At 60.2% G+C, this 22,357-nt stretch carries 14 protein-coding genes; 4 read left to right on the top strand and 10 right to left on the bottom strand.

The window, feature by feature from the left end; translation table 11 throughout:
* Positions 1-95: 95 nt before the first annotated feature.
* From Q9295_RS17410 to Q9295_RS17385, 6 genes are read right to left on the bottom strand one after another with little or no spacing between them, the layout of a single operon-like run.
* The gene (locus Q9295_RS17410; protein WP_306681865.1) at positions 96-2,108 is read right to left on the bottom strand and encodes an ABC transporter permease; all 2,013 of its coding nucleotides are present in this window, start codon (positions 2,106-2,108) and stop codon (positions 96-98) included.
* Positions 2,105-3,172 (bottom strand): quaternary amine ABC transporter ATP-binding protein, encoded by a 1,068-nt coding sequence (locus Q9295_RS17405; RefSeq protein ID WP_306681864.1) that lies wholly within the window; start codon positions 3,170-3,172, stop codon positions 2,105-2,107. Before Q9295_RS17405 ends, Q9295_RS17410 begins: the two co-directional genes overlap by 4 nt.
* 33 nt (positions 3,173-3,205) lie before the next feature.
* Entirely contained in the window at positions 3,206-4,138 is a 933-nt protein-coding gene (locus tag Q9295_RS17400) for an ABC transporter substrate-binding protein (RefSeq protein WP_306681863.1), read from the bottom strand.
* Between the two features lie 42 nt (positions 4,139-4,180).
* The gene (locus Q9295_RS17395) at positions 4,181-4,981 is read right to left on the bottom strand and encodes an SDR family NAD(P)-dependent oxidoreductase (protein ID WP_306681862.1); all 801 of its coding nucleotides are present in this window, start codon (positions 4,979-4,981) and stop codon (positions 4,181-4,183) included.
* A gap of 6 nt (positions 4,982-4,987) precedes the next feature.
* The gene (locus Q9295_RS17390) at positions 4,988-7,381 is read right to left on the bottom strand and encodes a GcvT family protein (RefSeq protein WP_306681860.1); all 2,394 of its coding nucleotides are present in this window, start codon (positions 7,379-7,381) and stop codon (positions 4,988-4,990) included.
* Positions 7,378-9,771: an FAD-dependent oxidoreductase gene (locus Q9295_RS17385; RefSeq protein WP_306681859.1), complete on the bottom strand. Its 2,394-nt coding sequence runs from the start codon at positions 9,769-9,771 to the stop codon at positions 7,378-7,380. Before Q9295_RS17385 ends, Q9295_RS17390 begins: the two co-directional genes overlap by 4 nt.
* A gap of 343 nt (positions 9,772-10,114) precedes the next feature.
* Here Q9295_RS17385 and Q9295_RS17380 point away from each other — a divergent pair, with 343 nt between their 5' ends.
* The 3 genes from Q9295_RS17380 (at position 10,115) to Q9295_RS17370 (ending at position 14,057) form a co-directional block, all read left to right on the top strand.
* A complete protein-coding gene (locus Q9295_RS17380) occupies positions 10,115-11,113 on the top strand; it encodes a LysR family transcriptional regulator (RefSeq protein WP_306681858.1) in 999 nt (332 codons plus the stop codon).
* A gap of 98 nt (positions 11,114-11,211) precedes the next feature.
* Complete coding sequence (locus tag Q9295_RS17375) at positions 11,212-12,732, top strand: trimethylamine methyltransferase family protein (RefSeq protein ID WP_306681857.1); 1,521 nt, start codon at positions 11,212-11,214, stop codon at positions 12,730-12,732.
* Positions 12,729-14,057: an aspartate aminotransferase family protein gene (locus Q9295_RS17370; RefSeq protein ID WP_306681856.1), complete on the top strand. Its 1,329-nt coding sequence runs from the start codon at positions 12,729-12,731 to the stop codon at positions 14,055-14,057. Before Q9295_RS17375 ends, Q9295_RS17370 begins: the two co-directional genes overlap by 4 nt.
* A gap of 177 nt (positions 14,058-14,234) precedes the next feature.
* On the opposite strand, the gene Q9295_RS17365 is transcribed toward Q9295_RS17370, so the two are convergent.
* From Q9295_RS17365 to Q9295_RS17350, 4 genes are all read right to left on the bottom strand, one after another.
* Positions 14,235-16,439, bottom strand: a complete 2,205-nt coding sequence (locus tag Q9295_RS17365) for an S-layer homology domain-containing protein (RefSeq protein WP_306681855.1) — start codon at positions 16,437-16,439, stop codon at positions 14,235-14,237.
* An 8-nt stretch (positions 16,440-16,447) separates the two neighbouring features.
* Positions 16,448-17,722, bottom strand: a complete 1,275-nt coding sequence (locus Q9295_RS17360) for a porin family protein (RefSeq protein ID WP_306681854.1) — start codon at positions 17,720-17,722, stop codon at positions 16,448-16,450.
* A gap of 949 nt (positions 17,723-18,671) precedes the next feature.
* Entirely contained in the window at positions 18,672-19,832 is a 1,161-nt protein-coding gene (locus Q9295_RS17355; protein ID WP_306681853.1) for a mandelate racemase/muconate lactonizing enzyme family protein, read from the bottom strand.
* Positions 19,833-19,949: 117 nt separating this feature from the next.
* Positions 19,950-20,897, bottom strand: coding sequence for a LysR family transcriptional regulator (locus tag Q9295_RS17350; RefSeq protein ID WP_306681852.1), 948 nt, complete (start codon positions 20,895-20,897; stop codon positions 19,950-19,952).
* 206 nt (positions 20,898-21,103) lie between these two features.
* On the opposite strand from Q9295_RS17350, the gene Q9295_RS17345 reads away from it, so the two are divergent.
* On the top strand, positions 21,104-22,207 hold the full coding sequence (locus tag Q9295_RS17345) for an ABC transporter substrate-binding protein (protein ID WP_306681851.1): 1,104 nt from the start codon (positions 21,104-21,106) through the stop codon (positions 22,205-22,207).
* The last annotated feature ends 150 nt before the right edge of the window (positions 22,208-22,357 follow it).

Below are 22,357 nucleotides of genomic sequence, written 5' to 3'. Positions count from 1 at the left end.
GGCGGCATCATGCTTCAGCTTCTGGGCGGAATCGTATGAGACATAAAGCTCGGGGATCGGGGCATGCGCGACGGGGGACATTGGAAAACCCTTTTTCAGTTAGAGACCCGTCTGCGGAGCAGCCGGTCAGAAATCAAAGCAATAGCGGTAATAATGGCGCCAGCGATCAACCCTGCCCCTGCATCCGCTTTGGACAAGGCGACATAGACTTGCTGGCCAAGCTCACGGGTGCCGACGAGCGCGGCGATCACCAACATCGAAAGCGCCGCCATGATGGTCTGGTTCAGCCCCAGCAGCACAGACGACCGTGCCAACGGCAGCTTGACCTGCCACAACAATTGCCAAGGCGTCGCGCCCATCTGCACCCCTGCCTCGACCAGATCGGGTCTCACATTGCGCAGACCATGCTCAACATAGCGGATCGGTGGCACCACGGCGTAGAGCGCGATGGCAATCAAAGCGGTGAACTCTCCGACTTTAAAAAGCATCAAGGCCGGGATCAGGAAGACAAATTGCGGCAGGGTCTGCAGCGTATCGCTGATCGGGCGGAGGATGGCTGAAAAGCGGTCATTCTCGGCCGCAAGAACGCCCAGCGCGCCGCCGATGACAAAGCAGATCAACACCGCGACGGCAGCGAGATAGATCGATTGCATCATCGGCACCCAAAGGCCCGAGAGCCCGGCCAAGCCAAGCCCGGCCATCGCTAGGGCAAAAAGCCCCGCCCCGCCTTTTTGCCAAGTCGCCACCCCGATCACGGCAAAGACGCCCGGCCAAGGAAACGCCGGCAGACCGGTCCAAAAGAGAAGCGCCGCAAAGCCCGTAACGATGCCGCGCATCGGCTTGCGCCGGCCAAGGATCAGCGCCAAAGCCACCGCCACAAGCACATAAGCAGCCGTGATCGCCGGGGTCAGGGCAAAGCCCCAAACCATCGGGCTTGCCGAGCCGGAAAAGCCAATGCGCATCGGCAGCATCACCCCATAGGTGATGGCATTGCGCAAAACCGCGAAGACCGGCGCGCTCCAGGCCACGAAGTCCAAAAGCCAGCCGTCGATGCGCCGCAGCAAGCGTTGCGCTTGATCGCCGGGCAAGAGATCATAGCCCGACAGCAGCACCGCCAAGATCAGCGCGATAACCATTCCGGCACGCAGCACCCCGCCCGAGATCGCCCGCCCCCCACGCTCGGCAAAGCCCCGTGTGATGCGGTCCAGCAGCACCGCGATCAGCACGATCACCAAGCCTGCTCCCAAAGAGCGGCCGAGCTCAGCCGCGCGCATCGCCGAAAGCACCTCCCAGCCAAGGTCGTTGAAGCCACCGATGATGGCGATGATGATGACCATCGACAGCGAGGCCATCGTGGTCTGGTTCACCCCGACAAGCAGCTGCGGCATCGCCGTTGGCACCATTGCCTGCCAAAAAAGTTGGCGCGGCCGCGCCCCTGCCATCAATGCGCTTTCTACGATAGCTGGCGGCACATCGCTGAGCCCTACAAGCGTATTGCGCACCATTGGCGGGACCGAGAAAATCACGCTCGCCGTCAGACCTGCCGTCGGACCAAAGCCGAACAGGATCAAAAGTGGGATCAGATAGCCAAAAGCGGGCCAAGTCTGCATCACATCCAAAAGCGCGATCATCGCTGGACGGATCTTGGGCAAACGATGGGCTAATGCGCCCAGCGCAAAGCCTATGCTCACCGCAACAGGCACCGAGATGATCACCAAAGCCAGCGTGTTCATCGCTTTGGGCCAATAGCCCATCACGACCACCATCCCCAGCGCCACCGCGGCAAAAAGCGCCAACCGAAGCCCGCCCGCGTAAAGCGCAACCAAGATCACCAGCAGCGATGTGGCAGGCCAAGGTGCCCAAGCCAAAAGGCTGCGAATGCCGGCCAAGGGCATCTCAGCCAAGGTGGAAAGCAGCATTCCTAGGGGGCGCAGCGTCTCAAAAAGCGCTGAGATAACGCTGTTCAGCCAAGTTGAGAGGTCCAGCACCAGCCAAGCGGGAAAGCTTTTAAACAAGGGTACATGCTGCGCCAGCACCACGAGAAGGACCGAGAGCAAAAGCAGTCCGGTCCAGATCCGATACTGACGGTTCCCCCAAACTGCCGTCATCCCCTGCCCCCTTCTGGGCCAAGGCCATGACGGGCGTCGCGTTTCAAAACCTCCAAGACACTTGTGGCATCAAGCACCAAACTGTCGTCGCCCTCAACGCGGAACTGGCGCTGACCCGAGGCCAGTGCGGGCAAGATCACCTCGATCGGCGCGGCCGGCGGCACCACGGGCCCTTCCGGCAGATCGCCCAAGGCCGGACGCGCCAGATCGCGCACGCGGATGGCGCGGGTCAACGCCACTTCGGCCGTGAAATCCGAGACGTAGTCATCCACAGGCTGCAGCAAAATCTCAGCGGGCGTGCCCAGCTGGATGATCTTGCCCCCGCGCATCAGCGCGATGCGGTCGGCCAGTCGGCAGGCCTCCATAATGTCATGGGTGATAAAGACGATGGTCTTTTTCAACTGCGACTGCAGGCGCAAAAACTCGTCTTGCATCTGGCGGCGGATCAAGGGGTCCAGCGCCGAGAAAGGCTCATCCAAGAACCAAAGGTCGGGGTTGGTGGAAAGCGACCTTGCAATGCCGACGCGCTGCTGTTGCCCGCCCGACAACTGGGACGGCAAAGCATCGCCGCGGTTGCCAAGTTCGACCAACTCCAGCATCTCACGCGCCCGCGCTTCGCGCTCGGGCCGTGCAACCCCCTGTAGTTTCAACGGAAAAGCGATATTTTCCAGCGCCGTCAGATGAGGCATCAGACCAAAGCTCTGAAACACCATCCCCATCTTCCGACGCCGGATTTCGATCAGGTCCGGGCCGCTGATCTTGGCCAGATCCTGACCGTCGAACTCCATCGTGCCATGTTCGATATCAAGCAGACGCGACAGGCATCGCACAAGGGTGGACTTGCCCGAACCGGACAAGCCCATGATCACGAAGATCTCTCCCCTCTTCACATCAAAGCTGGCATCGACCACGGCTGGAATATGACCCTCGCGGCGCAGGCGCGCCGTAAGGCCATCCGGGTCGATCTGGTAACCTGCTGTGTCAAAGTAATATGCAGGCCGCGCCCCAAAAACCTTCCAAAGGTTTTTGCAGCTCAGCATGATCTGAGACGATGCGGATGCCATCGAGCCTCCTCCTCTCGAATTGGCCTTCAGCCTTCAGTTCAAGGCCGCATCGACCCAAGGACGCCAAAGGGCCTCATTGTTGTCGATCCATTCTGTGGTGACTGCGTCCAAAGACTGACCTTTATCGTCGATGGCCAGCATCATGGCCTGCTGATCTTCGGTGGAGATCTGAAGCGCCTTCAGCACCTCATAGGCAGCGGGCCATTTCTCCGAGAAGCCTGACCAGACCGCCTTGTTAACGTCCGGCGGCATGATGCAATGCTCGTTCGATTGGTCCACGCAAGGCGGCATGTCGATCCAGCCCACTTCCACTTCGGCAAGGATGAAATGCGGTGCCCAGAACATCATAACCAGCGGCGTTTTCGCGGCCACCGCGGCGCGCAGTTCGGCGATCATCGCGCCTTCCGAGCCCGAGGGCACAGCCGTCAACGGCAAGTTATTGTCCGCAATGATGGTAGCAGCCCGCGAGCCCCAGTCGGCGGGATAGTCAAGGAAGCGGCCGTTGGGCAAGGTGTCAGGGCTGGCAAGATGCGCGACACAATCGGGGTCGTTCAGGGCCTCCCACGACGGCAAGGCCGGGCAAAGCTCTTCCATGAATTTGGGATAGATCCAACCTTCATTGGTTTTCAGACCCAAGCTGCCCAGATCTTCGATCTTCCCGGCTTCCAGAACCTTGGGATAGACCTCGCCCACGTTGTTCAACCAGATTTCAACCGAAGCGCTGATCTCACCATCGGCAAGACCCTGAAAATGGGGATAGTTGCCGGCCGTGATATATTCGGCCTTGTATCCGGCCTTCTCAAGCAATTTGCCTGCGATCTGGGCCGAGATCTGTGCGCCCGTCCATTCCAACATGGCCACCTTGATCGGCTCGTCCACAGCGCCAAGCTCAGCGGCACTCATGGGGCCAGAGCCAAAGCCCACCAAGACCAGCGCTGTCATTGCAGCAGTTAATTTCTTCGCCATTCTCTCTCTCCCTGTCTTATTATTCTGGTTAAAATTCGGAGCTTACCAAAGCGCTCCGCCGGTCACCTTTATCTCCTCCATCGTTACGCCCCGCGCCGCATCGCTGAGCAAAAACGCAACCAAAGCCGCGATTTCCTCGGGCTGGATAATCCGGCCTTGCGGGATTTGGGTCACTATTTCGGCCCGCGCCTCTTCTGTGCTGCGGCCTTTGCCCTCACGGGCGACAATCTCGGCAAGATCGCTTTGCATCATGGGGGTCTCAACCCAAGTTGGGCTGATCATGACGCAGGTCACGCCATGCGCTGCCCCCTCAAGCGCCACGCAGCGCGTCAGCCCCAAGAGCCCCGCCTTTGATGCGCAATAGGCAGGGTTATCCTTCCATCCGACCGTGGCGGCGGTCGAGCCGATGTTGATGATCCGGCCCCAACCTTGCGCGATCATCCCGGGCAAGGTGGCCCGGATCATCCGAAACGCCCCGGTTAGATTGGTGTTGATGACCTTATCCCAAAGCGCATCTGAATGGCCGCTGACGGGCTGCTCGGCGGTGACACCGGCCGCGTTGATCAGCACATCCACGCGGCCCAATGCCTCTTCCGCTTGGGCGCAGAAGCGATCAACCGATGCTGCATCCACCAGATCCAGAGGATGACATGCGACGGTTCCACCGGCGGCGGTCGCGGCCTTTTCCAGCGCCCCCAGCGCTGCTTGGCGCGTTGGGCTTGCCACATCGCGCGCGCCAATGACGATCCGATGCCCTTTGGACAAAAGCTCCAACGCAATCGCATATCCGATGCCCGAAAGGCCTCCGGTCACGATCACTCGGCGTTGAAGCTGAAGGGTCATGCAGCTCTAGCCTCGCATCCGCAGATTTTTGGGATCATAAGGCGGCTCTGTCAGGATCCGCGCGCCCCGGCGCGTGCCAAGCACCTCAACCTCCAGCCCCTCGCGCGCCTTGCGGTCACGCAAATAGGCCAAGGACAGAACCTTGTCCGTCCGGTGGCCGTAAGCTGCCGAGGTGACAACCCCGACACAGCGGTCGCCCTGCCAAAGCCCATGCGCGTAATAGGGATCGGTCTCAGCCGGATCGATCTCCAGCAGGACCATGTCCCAACGATCCTCCGCCGCCATCCGCTTCAAAAGCGCCTCACGGCCGATGAAGTCATGGTCTGGCTTTACCAAAAAGCCCATGCCGGTCTCGGCTGGGGTGCGCTCGGTGGTGAAGTCAGAGCCCCAAGCGGCATAGCCCTTTTCCAAGCGCATCGCATTCATCGCATAGGCGCCGAAGCATCCGATCTCGCCCGCAGGCAATGCGCCTTCAAGCGCCAAGAAAAGCGCGGCTGCGCGATCGGCTTGGACGTGCAATTCCCATCCCGATTCGCCCACATAAGACAGTCGCATGGCGCGAACCGGGATGCCGGCGACATCCATTTGCCGCACCGACATCCAAGGGCCAAGCGCATCCGAAGACAGAGCCTCAAGGATCTGCTGCGATTTCGGGCCCATCAGGCCGATCACCGCATAGTCATCGGTCACGCGCGCAACCGTCACATCCATCCCGGCCGCCCTTGCGCGCAACAGATCATCATCGCGCATCTCAGCCGCCGCAGCCGAAGTGAGGTAGAAGTGATCCTCGGCAAGACAGGCCACGGTAAATTCGGATTCCGTCCCCCCCGCGGGCGAGAGCGCATAGGTCAGCCCCACGCGCCCCGATTTCGGCGCAAGGTTGCAGCCCAAAGCATCGACATAGGCCCGCGCATCTTTGCCCGTGATCTCGAACTTTGAGAAGACCGACATATCGGCCAAGCCAGCCGAGCTAGAGACCATGCGGCACTCTTGCGCCACGGCCTCAGACCAGTCGGGGCGGCGGAAGGTCAGCTTGGCCACATCGCCGAACCAATTCGGCCGCTCCCAACCATAGGCCGCGCCCATCTGCGCGCCGCGGGCTTTCATCAGATCGTAAAGCGGGGTCAGGCGCTTACCGCGCGCGGCGGGGCGCTCTTCATAGGGGTAATGCACCCCAAATTGCAGGCCAAAACATTCGATCGCCTTTTCAACCCGGTAGTCGCGGTCGGCCCAAGGACCAAAGCGACGGCTGTCAACGGCCAAAGCATCCATCGGCGGCGCGCCATGCGTCATCCAATGCGCAAGGAACCAGCCCGAGCCACCGCCCTCCATCACCCCCATCGAAGAGCCGGTCAGCATCCATGCATTGGGCAGCCCCCAAGCCGGTCCAATCAGCGGATTGGCATCAGGGGTGAAGGTGATCGGCCCATTCACCACCGATTTCACGCCGCCCGTCTCCAAAGCCGGGATCCGGGCCATTGCAGCCATCAAGATATGCTCGACGCGGTCGAGATCCGGCGCCATCAACTCGGCCCCGAACTCGGGCGGGACACCGTCCACCGACCAGACCTGTGCGTCCTTTTCATAAGGGCCAAGGATCAGCGCATCGCGCTCTTGCCGGACATACCAGCTTTCCTCGGGATCGCGGATCATCGGCAACTCGGGAAGACCGGCGGCGATCCTTTCGGCCACGGCGGGTACGGTATCGGTCACAAGGTATTGGTGCAAAACCGGAACCGAGGGGACATTGGCGCCCATCATGGCCCCAATCTCCCAGCCCCAAGTGCCTGCAGCGTTCACGATATGCTTGGCGCGGATCGTGCCCTTTTGGCATTCGACGAGCCAAGCATTCCCCTCGCGCCGGATCGCCAGCACCGGATTGCGGCGCAAGATCACAGCACCTCCAGCCGTTGCCACCTTTGCCATCGCATTGGTCGCAAGGGTCGGATCCACATGCCCGTCATCTGGCTCATAGATCCCGCCAAGGATGCCTTCGGTGCGGGCCAAAGGATGCAAAGCCGCAACCTCTTGCGGCGACTTCAGCAAGCGCAGCTCATAGCCGGTAAATTTGGACAGGCCCGCGACATGGGCAAATTCATCCATCCGGTCGGGGTTTGAGGTGATGCGCATCGCACCGCTGCGGTGAAAGCCGCAGCTCTCGCCCGTCTCTGCGGGCAGAATGTCGCGATAAAGCCGCACCGAGGTGGCCCGCAGCTCTTGAATCGTTGGGTTATGTGCAAAATGCGTGCAAAGCCCCGCCGCATGCCATGTCGAGCCATGCGTGAGATCGTTCTTCTCGGTCAGGATGACATCTTTCCACCCCGCCTTGACCAGATGATACATCAACGACACGCCCATCGCGCCGCCACCAATGATCAGAACCTGGGCCTCAGTCGTCATGCTTTCATCCTTTCGCCCGCAGGATCAAACGGTGGCCGGGTCAGGGCCGTTGCCGCGTGATGCTGGCCAGCGATCTCTATTGTGAAGTTACGCTTCGACGTGGCCGCCCCGGTTTCTCCCGGCGCGATGTCGATCAGGCCCAAGGCCAATGTCTTGCCGGTCCGCGCCCCTCGCGCGCCCGAGGTCGTAAGCCCCACCACCTGACCGCCCTCCCAGATCGGCTCGTCATGCAAGATCAGCGGGTGCGAGGGCAGTTCAAACAGCGTCAGTCGGCGGGACGGCCCGGAGGCGCGCTGCGCATCGAGCGCGGCTTTACCAAGAAAGTCCTTGGACCAGTCGATGGTGAAGCCAAGCCCCGCCTCAAGCGGCGAGATGTCAGAGCCCAGATCGTGGCCCATATGGCGGTAGGCTTTCTCGATCCGACAAGCGTCCAGCGCGTAATGCCCCATCGGGCCTGCACCCGCCTGCCGAAGCGCGCGGAACACCTGCCGCGCTTGGGCAGTGGGGATGTAGAGCTCCCAGCCCAATTCCCCGACAAAGCTCACCCGCTGCGCCATGCAGATTTGCCCGGCCAAAGTGACGGCTTTTGCGGTTGAGAACGGAAAATCCTGCCAATCATCCGAAGACAAGCTTTCCAGCAATTGACGCGAACCCGCCCCCATCACACCGATAACGGCCTCGGTTTCGGTGACATCGGCGACCGCGACATCAAAGCCCGCTGCACGCCGCCGCAGCCAAGCGCCGTCGCGCCAACGGGTCGCGGCCCCCGAGACGAGCCGGAAGCTTTGCGCCCCGCTGCGCCGGATCGTGACATCCGCCTCGATCCCGCCGCGCGCGTTCAACATCACCGTATAAACCGCCCGGCCAATGGCGACATCCAGATTGGCGGTGGCTATCTTTTGCAAAAACGCCAGCGCATCGGGGCCAGAGATATCAAATTTGCCAAAGGGCGACAGGTCGAGCAACGCCGTGCCCGCCTCCATCTGCGCCGCCTCGCGCACAGCGATCGGATACCAAGGCTGCGCGCCGACCGAATAGGGCAGATCGCGCTCGGAAGCATCCTTGGCATACCAAAGGCCCCGTTCCCAGCCCGCCGTCAGGCCAAAGACCGCGCCCGCCGCCTCCCATTCCTCATGCAAGGCGGAGCGGCGAAGCCCGCGCCCGACTTTTGACTGCTTGAAGGGCCAGTGCAATGCAAAGACATCCGCAACGGCCTCTTGCATGCGGGTTTCCACATGCGCAGCCGCAGCTGCCAAGGGATCGGCCCGCGCCACGTCGACCTCCCACAGGTCGTAAGGCGCATGGCCCTCGCGCATCCAATCCGCCATAACCCGCCCCACACCGGCCGATGACATCACCCCAACCGAGTTCATCCCAGCAGCAACATAGAGCCCGTCCACCTCGGGCGTCTCGCCGATCAACATCTTGGAATCTGTGGTGAAACTTTCGGGGCCATTCATGAAATGCTGGATGCCGACCTTTTCCAAACCCGGAATAAGATCAAGCGCGGCTTCCATGAAGGGGGTGAACTGCTCCCAATCTTCGGGCATTTCGAGGAACGGCCGATCACCCTCGGCACCCCAAGCATCCCAGCATTTGGCATCCGGCTCAAAGCCGCCAATCACCAGCTTTCCGGCATCGCCTTTGACATAAATGCCGCGATCAAGATCGCGCAGCACTGGAAAAGGATGCGGCATCTCGGGCATCGGCTCGGTGACAATATACATATGCTCAACCGCCTGCAGCGGCAGCGTCACACCGATCTCATCGGCAAGCCGCTTCGACCAAGCCCCGGCGCAAAGCGCCACTTGATCGGCGCGGATCACCGCCCCATCCGCAAGCTCAACGCCGCAGACCCGCTTGTCCTCAACCAAGATGCGCGCGACCCGGGCGTTCTCGACGATCTCAGCGCCTTGCGCCTTGGCCTGTCTGGCATAGGCCATGCAAAGGTCCACCGGGTTTACATTGGCATCTTCTTCAACCGCCATTGCGCCCACAACGCCCGAGAGGTTTAGGCCTGGCAGATCAATGCCTTCCGCCCCAGTGATCGCAGGATGCAGCCCAAAGTGGCGACCAAGCGCCGCGATGCGGTGCAACTCATCCATGCGGGCAGGATCGCGCGCGATCCAATAGCCCCCCGTGCGGCGGTAGCCGGTGGAAAGCCCGGTTTGCGCTTCAAGTTTCGGGAACAGCTCACCCGCATACATCGCCAGCCGCGTCGCATTGGGCGTGGCGCGCAGCGGGCCTACAATTCCAGCCGCATGCCAGCTGGTGCCAGAAGTCAGCGTATTGCGCTCAAGCAAAGTGACCGAGACATCCCCGCCGCCTGTCAAATGATAGGCAAGGCTCAGCCCCACCGCACCGCCGCCAATGATAACGATCTTGCGCATCTCTACCGCTGTTTTCTGCCCTTAAGGCAAGTGAGACAGAGAGAGCCGCATTGAAGCAAGGAGAGAGAGCTACCATAAGCGATACTAATTTTTCTCGACCAGCTTTACCTTTACTGCAAAGAGCTCAGCATTTTAGGCCCTGTTTTGCCATCGACCGCGCGATGCCCCTAATCCATAGCCCGCCGCCGTTTTTGGACGGGCGAAATACCTCTTGAAACAGAGCCTAAAAATTCGCGTTTCCAGCAGAATAAAGGATGACAAAACCTTTATTCTTCCGCAATTTGCTAGAGAGGCGGCACCATTCCCCTAGATCATCCGCCTGAAAGGGCCGAAGCGAAACCGCATGAACTCTCGAAAGCGCCAGAACGGCAAGGATGAGCCGGACATCAATCTCTTCCGCGCGATTGAGGTGTTTATGGCCGCGGCAGAGATGCAGCAGGTCACCGCCGCGGCATCGGCGCTGAAAATGACCCAATCGGCGGCATCACAGCATCTTAAAAACCTTGAGACAATTTTTGGCGTCTCGCTTTTTGACCGCTCGGTGCGGCCCATTGCCCTGACCTACGCCGGCGAGATGCTGAAGCGCCACGGCTATCGGCTGCTGAACCAGATCGATGACCTTAAGCGCGACATGCAGCACCTTGGCGCCTCATCCTTGCCAATGCTGCAAGTTGGGCTTTTGGCCTCCCTCGCCACCACGCTGACGCCGGGGCTTTACAACCTTATCAGCCGCGAGATGAAAGTGCCCGAGCTGATCTTATCAGCGGGCCTTGCGACCGATCATTTCGCCGCGCTGAATGATCGCCGCTTGGATCTTGCCGTCACTTCAGAGCGGCTGCACCAAGCGCCCGGCTATTCATTCACCCCCATCCTAGATGAGCCATTTTTTCTTATCCTCCCAGAGAGTTACACCGGCCCTGTCGATGACATAAACGCCATCTCCCGCCGGTTATCTTTGGCGCGGTTTGGCACGACCACCCCGGTTGGCCGCCGCACGGATCAGCATTTGCAGCGCTGCCGACTTGATCTGCCGCGCGCCATCGAGGCTGACCGGACCGCAATGGTTATGGCAGGCGTGATCACGGGCGAATGCTTTGCCATCCTGACGCCAACATTGCTGATCGACGGTGTTGCCGAGGGTATGCGGTTGCAAATCCACCCCCTGCCCTTCGCGCCCTTCAAGCGGACGATCCAATTGGTCAACCGGCGCGATGATCTGGGCGACATGCCGCAACGCATTGCCATTGAAAGCCAGTCGATCCTGAGAAAGGCGATCAATCGCCATTTCCCCAAACTCGGCCCCGAGGTGATCTACCACGAAATCTCTAATCCGTCTCATTAGGATAACCTATACTAGCGGTTTGCTCTATTCCGATCGCCCGCTTGGCCTCTATCGTCCGATCTTGGCCGATAAAGCCAAGGCAACGATCGGAGATGAAAATGCTAGAGCGACGGGGCCGCAGCGCCCGGATGCAAGAGCGCCGCACCAAGACAAATCTGGCGGCTCCTTTCGTGCAGCGCCGTATCGGACTCGTCAGTTTGATCGACGAAGAGTCGGTCGCGATCATCGAGCGCAATGCCGACCGGATCTTGGACGAGATCGGGATGGATTTCCGCGGAGATCCTGAAACGCTGGAAATCTTCAAAGCCGCTGGGGCCCGCGTGGATAGAGAGCGGGTGCGGTTTGATCCCGGCTGGTGCCGCGAGAAAATCAAAACCGCGCCGCCGGTGTTCACCCAGCATGCGCGCAACGCGGCGCGCTCGGTGCAGATCGGCGGCAATGCGCAGCTCTTCTGCCCCAGCTTTGGCCCGCCCTTCGTGCATGACATGGAAAAGGGCCGCCGCTATGCCACGATCCATGATTTCCGCGAGATCACCAAGCTGCACTATAGCCTTAATGCGGTGCATCACTCTGGCGGTGTTGTCGTAGAGCCGGTCGATCTGCCCGTGCCAGTGCGCCATCTGCACATGGCCCATTCGCATCTGACGCTGTCCGACAAGCCCTTTATGGGAGCCGTCACCGCGCCCCAGCGCGCCCGCGATACCATCGCAATGGCGAAACTGGCGATGGGCGATGATTTCGTCGATCAGAACTGCGTGCTTTACTCGGTGGTAAACACCAACGCGCCTTTGGTCATGGATGAGACCATGCTTTGGGCGTTGAAGGAATATGCCAAGGCCGGGCAATGCACTGTGGTCTCTCCCTTCGTGCTGGGCGGGGCGATGTCGCCGGTGACCGTGGCCGCGACGCTGGCGCAGGTTCTGGCCGAGGTTATGGCATGTGTCTCGCTGATCCAGCTGATCCGGCCGGGCGCTCCTGCAGTCTTTGGCACCTTCTTCTCGCCGCTCAGCCTGCGCACCGGCGCCCCAACCTTCGGCACCCCCGAGGGGACGCAGTTCCAAATGTGCGCCAAGACGCTGGCCGATCGGCTGGGCCTGCCCTTCCACTCGGTGGGCGCGCTGACCGCTTCGAAAGTGCCGGACGCACAGGCAGGTTATGAAAGCCAATCGCAGTTGATGGGCGCGGTGATGGCGGGGGTGAACTTCATCATCCACGCAACGGGCTGCTTGGAGGGTCTTCTGACCACCGGCTATGAGAAAATCATCATGGATGCTGACCGCTGCGCCGCCCTGGCCCGTTTTGCGCAAGGCATCGATTTTTCAGAAACCGCACAGGCGATGGAAGCCTTTGCCGAGATCGGCCCCGGTGGCCATTTCTTAGGCGCCGCCCATACGCGCGAGAATTTCGAATCCGCGTTTTGGATGGGCGATATGTCCGACAATGGCACCTACGAGCAGTGGATCGCAGAAGGTGGCGCGTGGCAGCATGACCGCGCCTCGGCCCGCGTGAAGCAGATACTTGGCGATTATGTCGCCCCCGATATGGACATCGCCATCCGCGAGTCGCTTGACGACTTCGTGGCCCGGCGCAGCTTTGAAATTACTGGAGAAAAGGCATGACCTTGCAGACCAGCTGGAGCCTCGAAGACACAGCTGCGCGGCGCGATCGCTATTATGCCGCCAGCCAAAGGAAGTTTGTCCCCTTCCGCGATCCGATGGTCTTCCGTCGCGGGCAGATGCAATATCTGTGGGACCAAGATGGCCGGAAATACACCGACCTTCTGGGGATGAATGTCTGCGTCTCGGTGGGCCATTCGCATCCGGTGGTGGTGAAAGCGGCGATGGAACAGGCGCAAGAGCTGACCCATTGCACGACGATGTTCTATCATCCGGTGCCGGCGCATTTCGCCGAAGAGCTGGCCAACACCATGCCCAAGGGCCCCAAGGGCGATATCGAATGGGTGGTGCATTTTACCAACTCTGGCTCGGAAGCCATTGATTTGGCGATGGCGATGGCGCGCGGCTATACCGGCAACCTTGACCTTTTGGCGCTGCGCACCGCCTATCACGGCCCGACCTCGGCCGCGCAATCGGTGACCGGCATCGCCGGTTGGCGCCACCCGGGCATGCCTGGCAATGTGGCCTTTGTGGCCGAGCCGAACCAGTATCGCGGGATCTTTGGCCAGAACGCCGGCGCCGCGCCCTATCTTGATGAGATCGAGCGCGTGATCCAGACCTCGACCACGGGCCGCATCGCGGGCATGCTGGTCGAAAGCGTCCAAGGCTATGGCGGGATCATCGAGATGCCCCCGGGTTACATGTCCGGCGCGGCGGAACGGGTGCGTGCCGCAGGCGGGCTTTACATCGCCGATGAGGTGCAATCTGGATTTGGCCGCACCGGAGACCACATGTGGGGTTTTGAGGCCGATGGCGTCATCCCCGATATCGTGGTGATGGCCAAAGGCATCAGCAACGGCTTTCCCTTGGGCGCCGTTGTCGCGCGCAAAGAAATCGCCGCGCCGATGGCCGAGAAGTTCATGTTCCACACCTATGGCGCCAACCCCACCTCCTGCGCGGCAGGTCGGGCGGTCTTGCAGATCATCCGTGAAGATAAGGTGCAAGAGAATGCACGGGTCGTTGGCGGTGCGCTTTTGAAGCGGCTGCATGCGTTGAAAGAGCGCCATTCAGCGATCGGCGATGTGCGCGGGCGCGGCCTGATGCTGGCAATCGAGATGGTGAAGGATCCGGCCACCAAGGCTCCGGATGCCCAGACCACATCTGCGGTGTTTGAAGCCTGCCGCCAAGCCGGGCTGATCTTGTCAAAATCTGGTCCGTTCCAATCCTGCTTGCGCATGGTGCCACCGATGTGCCTGTCGATGGAGGACGTCGACGATGTCGCGCAGAAGTTGGACGCAGCCTTCACCAACGCAGCCCGCGCGCGGTAAAGGTCCTGGCGCAATATTCGCGGCGCTAATGTAAATCTCATCATCCCCACATCGGGGGTGATGACTTCGGGGTGATCGTGGAAGGCTCACAGCCCACTTTGCCCGCACAGCATCTGTAAAAGAGATCTGCACGATACACCCCCTGCGCCGCAGTTGTGGCGCAGGGGGTGCAGTTCGTCAGGGAACCAGCCCGGCGCCGAAGATGCCGGTGCCATTGAACTCGCCGGTGCCGTCGACCTTATCAAAGCCGAAGCTTCCGAACATGCCGGTGCCGTCCTCGGTAAACGATCCGGTCAAGGTGTGGCTGCTCTCATTGTTGAAGAAGGTCGAGGTCGAGTCATTGGCGAAACTGAAATCGCCCTCGAGAGGTACGTTCCAAACATCGCTGATCGTGTAATCGATGCCAGTTGCTGTTCCATTCACCGTGGCGCTGAAGCTGCCGTCTTTACGCTCCGAGCCGTGGAAGGCATGCGCGTCCCCCACGAACTGAGCACCTGCGGCGAGGTTGGTCGCGATGCCTTGATCAGCCGTAATCCAAAAGCCAAAGTCGCTTTGATCCAACGTCTCCCATTCGCCCCAGCTCATGCCGTCGCACCCCTGCGCGCAGATCGACGCATCGCTGCCCGAGAAGGTCCCTTGGGAGAAGGCAACTTCGGTGACGATCCCCTCATCCGTGGTTGCAGTGCCACCGTCCCAAGATTGAGTGCTGCCCTGCACCTCTGCTCCCAAGATCAATTGGAGGGCCTCCCCCTCTTCAGGGGCCATGACGCGGACCGTGTCAAAGATCTTCTTCGACGAGTAAAAGCCTGCGGCAATCGGCACAAAGGAGTCATGGTCTACCGGGATCGACCATGCGATGCCGCCCGTACCACCATTGTCGCCACCACCGTTGTCGCCACCACCGTTGTCGCCGCCGCCGTGGTCGCCACCGCCGTTGTCGCCGCCGCCGTTGTCACCGCCGCCGTTGTCACCGCCACCGTTGTCGCCACCGCCGTTGTCGCCACCGCCGTTGTCACCACCGCCGTTGTCGCCGCCGCCGTTGTCACCACCGTCGTTGTCACCGCCGCCGTTGCCGCCGCCGCCGTTGTCAGTCGGAACTCCAGATTTCAGCGATGCGAAGATGCCCTGATAGCCAAGCGCGCTATCGCCGGCCCAAAATGCACCATACAGCATATCGCCAACTGCCGCGTCAGTGCCAAAGGCGCCGCTGATCGCGCTAGTCATACCGGTGCTGCCGGTTCCTACCACTTTGCCATCTGTGGCGATGAAGCTGCCTGCGATCACCGGCGAGGCGCCGATCGTGATCTCATAGCTGCCGGTGCGCGTTTGGAAGAAGTAATCCGCCGCGAAGCCGCCCGTGACCGAGACGGCGGCCTCCCCCGTTTCAAGCCGATAGGCCAAAACCGAACCAGTGAAGCTTGCATCCGCCCCCAACGCCCCAAATTCATTGACGGTAAGATCGGGGCCAAGCAGCCAATAGCTGGCTTCGGCCGCATCGCTGCCCGGGTTTGCAGTGTAACTGCCGAAGGTCAGCCCCACATCGGCGGGCCATGCGCCACAGGTCGCGCAGCTTGACATTACAACCAGCTGAGCACCGGTGGTCGCGAAGTTCCGCGCATCGCCTGTTGTGCTGCCTGCCAGCATTAGTCGCAGCGCTGTGTCATCTGAAGCCAAGGGACTGAAGACCGCTGCACTGTTCTTTGTGCGATCCTCATAGAAGCTAACCGTAGGAGTGGTGCCACCGTTGTCCGAAAGCTTGGCCGAGAAGCCAACCTTCAGCAACGTCCTGTCAAATCCAGCCAAAGGATTTGCATTCGTTTGACCGCCGCTGCCGGTTACGCTGTCAAGCAACTCTTGGCGTTGGCGCGCGTTGCTATTTGAGGGATCATGAAGGCGATCTAAATCGAATACACCAATCGGGCTGAATGCTGCAAAATCGTTGAGCCGTGGGCTACCGATTCCGGCTTCTTCGTCCCGACCGCCCAAGTTCGGCAAGAGAGTGGTTGAGAACTGGCCTAATTTTACCTGATCTGCAGAGCCGAACCTCGACTCATCGCCATGCACCATGCCAGCTCTTTTCGCAGCCTCGATGTATCCAAGTGCCCAAGATGTCTCATCGAGATCTGAGTAATTCGTGCTCGCAGGTTCGTCCTTGGGAAGGCCAAGTATCAACGCTGCCACCCGCGCGAATTGCGCGCGGCTCATATTCTGGTCGAGACTGGGATCGGTGGTGCTCTCGAATCCTGCGAATATGCCTCTTTCTTTCAAAGCATCGTATTTTTGCTGCGCGGTCTGCGCATCGTCCGCCGCCATCGCAGTGCTTGGCAGCAGGCCCAGCAGCGTCGTGCAAAGCAAGGCTGAGCGTGTTTTCTTCAATGCCATGATATGCCTCAGAACTTATAGAGGAATGAGAGCGAGGCTGATTGGTCGCTCCATGAATAAATATCGTAGGTGGACGTCGCTTTGGCGCTGCTGAGGCTCAGTCTCGCCTCGGTCACGGCGCTCAGAGGCACGGTCTGCACCAAACTGAAGCGCGTGATATCGGTCGCTTGCGGATCGGTGCTGAACATCACCTCGGGCGCGACGTAATCGCGCTGGCTGTGTTCCACTGAAATTGCCGTGGTCCAAGCCCCCGGCAAAGCCGCGATGGGTGAGGTATATTTCTTCGACAGGCCAAGCCGCACCGCCGTGCCAGACCAAGAGTTGTAATCCTCTTCTGCGTCCAGTTTCGCAGCTTCCACCCCCGCCAGCAGGCGCAAGCTTTCGCTAAGGGCATAGGTGGCCATGAGGCTAAAAGCGGTTTTGTCGCCGTCGCGATCATCCGCCGAGGGCCGGGCCAAACTGGTCAGGTAGTCATCTTGTTGATAGCTGGCGCCGAGCCTGATCTGCAGCCGCTCGGTCGGCGTGGCCGTGTAAGTTGCCAGCAGCCCCGCGCTGTCTTGGTAGCTGTCGCCCCCGATCCAAGTCTTGTTGGCCACGGCATGAATTTGGAAGTGACTTTTCGCCAGCGGGAAGCCTTCAAGCGGCAGCAAAAAGCCCAGCTGGACGCCAAGATCCTTGCGGTTCAAATCATCAAACTCGTTGTAATTCAGACCGACAAACGACATCTGCGCATTGAAGAACGTGTTGCCGTCCCCCAGCCTCAGCCGATAATCGAGATCAATCGCCGCGCGCGCGATGATATCCGATTGCGGCATTGCGCTGGATGACAGGGTAAATGGCAGCCCGAAAATATCGATCTGACGATCTTCAGGCCCGGCGTTCACGTTCGATTGCGCGGTCAAGCCAAAGCTGATCTGTCCGCTCAGCTTGCTGCGGTATGTTTGCGTCTCGATATAGGCCAGCCGGCCATCGATCGCGCTGGCAATATGTTCGGGGATGCCCGGCATGTTGCGCACCTGCTGCAACTTGGCTTTGGCGTCGGCCCAATTGCCCTGCAGCATCTGGATATGCGCCATATCCATCAAGAAACGCGGGTAATTGGGCGCAAGCGTCAAGAGAAAGTCATAGATCTGCGCGGCATCATCGACGCGCCCTTCTTTGACAAGTTCTGCGGCGCGTCCGGTCATTTCATCAACGGCTTGGCGCGTCGGAGCTTCGGCGAGGACAGGAGCGGTCAACGCCATACCAGCGGCCGCGACGGCGGTTAGAAGCAGTTTTTTCACGTTCACCCTCAGGTAGGCATAGGCACTCAAGTCACCTGCCGTACCGGTTCATTGTTTCTGTGGTTAACAACGCCGCTATCGCCAGGACCGTAAGGTCTGGGATCCAAACTACGAATCCATCTGGAAAAAGCGGTCACTAGGTCGCGGCAATTTCGCCAGGATCTGGCTTTGGCACCTCTCAAACCCTCAAGCGGTTCGAGCAGTGACAGAGGCCGAATCTCATAACATATGAATCATAAATCGGGCCAAATCCGGGCGGACTCAAGTATTTTGTTTCTGATCCAGAGACAAAATACAGCTCCTAATGCCGGGCCTCGATGGCAGGAGGATGCGCGCGCGAACTGTGCCGAAAGCGTCACCATGCCCCTCAAAGCACTGGGACACCCCTATATTGGTCCGCGAAGGCTTCACGCGCCCTCTTGGTGAGCCAAGCATCATCAACGCTTATGTTGGAAGAAGGCGAGCCGATGCCAGAGTCCAGCCTCCGCGGGCCACCGGTTTGGCGGGTCACATCCCGCACTGCTCGGCAGCGCAGGCCCGCTCGTATCGTTTACGGTATTAGGCTGGGGCATAGAGGCCACGCGCGCAGCAGCGCCTCAACATTCTGCTATAACAGTAGAAATCGGATGTGCAGAAATTCAGTCGGACCGCTGACCTCAAAGCTCGCTTTGAGGTATCAACCGGGCGCACGCCTGTTTGTCCGACGAGGCACGGCCCCGCCCTCCTCAGATTGGGCTTTACCGACCGCGCGGCCTTGTCGAGCGCCGTGTCAGCAAGCCCAAGAACACCCGCTGACAAGCTTTCCCGGCCCAACGAAGCCATAGTGCGCTTCCTCACCATCATAGACGCTGCCTGCGTGTCACGCTGGCCCCGCCATTTATCAACACGGCCTAGGGGTTAATCCTTTTCTTTGGCAGACCCCTAGGCCGCATGACGGGAAAGTTGCTGATTACTTCTCGAACACAAGGCGCTTCCACAGATGCTGCTCCACATCCTGCCGGCGCAAAGTCACCCCCAAACCGGGGCCTTGCGGCACAGGAACGGTCGAGCCCTCGATCTGATCCTCGAGTGGCGTGTCGATCAGCGGCACATAACCGGGCTCTTCACGGAAGTCTGGGAAGCATTCCAGTACCTGGAAATTCGCAATCGTGGCACTGAGATGCGCCGAGACAACCGTCGCCAGCGTGGTGCCATAGTTATGCGGCGCGACCGAGCAATTGTAGATCTCGCCCAACGCCGCGATGCGGCGGGCTTCGGCCAAGCCGCCGGTATTGCAGACATCGGGCTGCAAAACCTCGATGCCGCCCGCCTGCAACATCCGCTGGAACCCATAGCGCGTATAGGCGCGCTCGCCTGCAGCCACCGGGATCGGACTGCGCAATGAGGCGTAGTTTTCCGGCGCGGCCGGATCAATCGGCTCCTCAATGAAGCCCACGTCCAACGGCTCAAGCCGCGGCATAAGATAGCGCAGTTGATCGGCGTGCACACCACCGCCCATATCCAAAAGGATATCGACCTCTGATCCCACCGCTTTGCGGATCGCCTCCACCCGATTAATGCACAAATTAAGCGTATCGCGTGAGACACGGCGGCGGGTCGGGTGACGGATCACCGTGACAGGGTCCATCAGACCCAGCGGGTAAAGCTTCAACCCACGCAGCCCCTTATCAACCATGCGTTTGGCGGCGGTTGCAAAGTCTTGCGGCGTGTCGCAGCCCATCCACCAACCGTTGGCGTAGATCTCCAACCGATTGCGGAAAGTGCCACCAAAAAGACTGTGGACGGGAACGCCCAAAGCCTTGCCCTTAATATCCCAAAGCGCAATCTCAATCGCCGAAAGCGCCGCAGTCGTGATCGCCCCGACGCTTTTCGTCCAGAAGCCACGATCGTAGATATCGCTCCAAATCAGCTCAATCTCGCCGGCATCGCGGCCCAAAACCCGCGCCCGCAGCATCTTCAAGACCATCTCAGCCGTGGCTTCGATGCCCATCCCATAGGCAATGCCGGCCTCGCCGATCCCGGTAATCCCCGCATCCGTTTCCAGCTCAAGGATCACGCCGGTGCGGTTGCCGACGGGAACGACGAAGACATTGGCAGCAGTAACAATCATCTCAGGCTCGTTTCACGCTTATGACTTTGTCCCATAAATCCTGACGATCCGCGCCACGATCAAAGCACAAAAAGTGCGAAGCCTATGCCAAACCGGAATAGCTTAACCTTGCGGGCCTTAAACGGCCGAGCGGTCAAATTGCGGCAGATCTTGCAAAATCGGGCCGATCTCAGCCCGGTCGCGCGCCATCTCGGCCAAGAGCCAGTCGCGCACCTCAAGCACCGCCAGACGGCGATACCCCTCTCCCAACAGCAGATGGAAAGACCGCTCTGTGCGCACCAAAGCCGAGGCCGCGGGCACCAAATCTTGCTTATGGATCAGATAGGCCGCAACCGAGGTCCATCCTAGCACAATCCCCCGCCCCGCGACCGCAGCCTGAAGAGCCACTGAATAATCCGGCAGCGACAGCGTGCTCATTGGCCCATGCGGCACAATACCGGTGCAGCGCAAGAAGTCCTGCCAACGGAAATCATGTTCAGGCATCTCAATCAGCCGATGCGCAGATTTCGGATCATCCAGCGGCCCAAATTGCTGCAAATACTCGGGCGAGGCCAAGGCGATGATCTGCTCGGGACAAAAGGCACCAAGGCCTTGTGCAGATTGGGCGCCTGAGAGCGGACGCAGGCCAATATCTGCCGTGCCCAAGGGCCCGGAAACCCGGCTTTGCATCAGCTGAAATTGCAGATCGATCTCAGGGAAACGCTCGGTAAAGGCACTGAACCGCGGCATCAACCAATGGTTCACCAACCCCGAGGACACCGACAGCAGCACGGTTTCTCGGACCACCCGGGCAGGCTCGATTTCGGCCAGTACCGTCTCGATCTGGGCAAAGCTGCGGCTCGTCACCCGGCTCAAACGCTCGCCCGCGACCGTCAATGTCAGGCTTGGCCCGCTGCGGTGAAAAAGCTTTTGCCCAAGGTGCCGCTCCAGCGCCGAAATGGCATGGCTGACGGCGGGCTGCGTCACGTTCAACTCCTGCGCTGCACGCGAGAAATTGCCCAGTCGAGCAGCCGCCTCAAAGACGAAAATTGCGGTTGGTGACGGTAACTTGGAGCGCAATGTCATTACCTGAGATTATAGTCACCATGAAACTTTTCAAGTTCCGCCAGCGCCCTCGTCTGTGCAAAGTTCCTAAGAGAATTTTCGACCATATCCCCTCTCAGGTTTCCCCTGACGGGACAAAATGATTGCCAAAACAAGCGGGCCATAAACGAAGCCCGCACCCCAGACAGCGCGGGCGCAGACCCGACCGATCCAACAGAGGAACAACCATGACAATGACACTGAACCGCAGAGCGTTTGGGCGCGGCGCCGCCGCCTTGGGTCTGGCGACTTTGGCCGCCCCGGCCTATCTGCGCCATGCCCATGCCCAAACCAAAGAGCTGAACGTCTGGGCCTATGACGGCTTCATCACCGATGGGCTGCGCGACCGCTTTGAAGCGGAAACCGGCGCGAAGCTGAACATCCGCATGGTCACCGACCAAGGCGAGATGTTCAACCTGATGATGGCCGAGCAAGGCAATCATTCCGCCGATATCGTCACCTGTGCCGGCCACCGCTTCTACCAATTCATCGATGCCGGCCTTTTGGCCGCGGTCGACAAGGGCCGCCTTACCGCTTGGGACAAGATCCTGCCAGAATATGCCAACGCCGGCTGGGTGTCGCGCGGCGGTCAAGACTGGGGCGTGCCGCTGGTCGTCGTGGCCACGGGCCTGCTCTACAACACCGAGATGGTCAGCGAAAAACCCGAAAGCTGGGACGTCATCTTCAGCGAAGGCTTTGCAGGTAAGACCTCTTATCAGCTGCAAAACTTCATGCCGATCGTGATGGATTACCTTGGCCACGATGGCTCGGGCGTCAGCTACGCCGGCGACACCGAGGCCGCGCAGAAGGCCGTCAACGCTGCGCGCGACTTCATGATTGAACATAAGTCCAAGGTGCGCCGCTATTACGAAGGCCCAACCGAGGTGCAGCAAATGATGGTCACCGGCGATATTGCCATGGCGCAAGCCAGCTCTGGCCCCTCGTCGCAGCTGATCATCGACGGCTTCCCCGCCGCCTTCACCATCCCCAAAGAAGGCGGTCAGGCCTATGCTTACGGCTTCAACGTCGTGGCCAATGCCAAGAATATGGACAACGCCTATAGCTTCTTGAACATGCTGCTCTCCGATCCAGTCAACGGCGCCGAGATCGTGCGCTCGACCGGTCTGGAATCGACCATTGCCGGCACCGCCGATCAACTGAGCGAAGCCGAGCGCGCCGCCTTGGCGCTCAGCCCCGAAGAGCGTGCGCGCCTGTCTTGGGTCAACGTCGAAACGGCAGCCTTCATCTTCGACCTGGTCGATGCGGCAGCCGAAGAGGTTCGCGCCGCCTGATTGGCAAGGATTGAAGTCTGGCCCCGATGTCCTGATCGGATCGGGGCCAGTGCGACCGGCCCAGGCGGCCTCCGTTGGGTCTATCTAGGGTCAGGACCCATTGATTATCCACTCGCGGCGTGATTCAGGCTCCGCGAGGAGACTGACAGA

Source organism: Pseudogemmobacter lacusdianii (assembly GCF_030848395.1).
In the GTDB taxonomy this organism is placed as follows: domain Bacteria; phylum Pseudomonadota; class Alphaproteobacteria; order Rhodobacterales; family Rhodobacteraceae; genus Pseudogemmobacter; species Pseudogemmobacter lacusdianii.
Note: the sequence above shows the minus strand (reverse complement) of the source record. Positions and strands in the feature narration are given on the sequence as shown.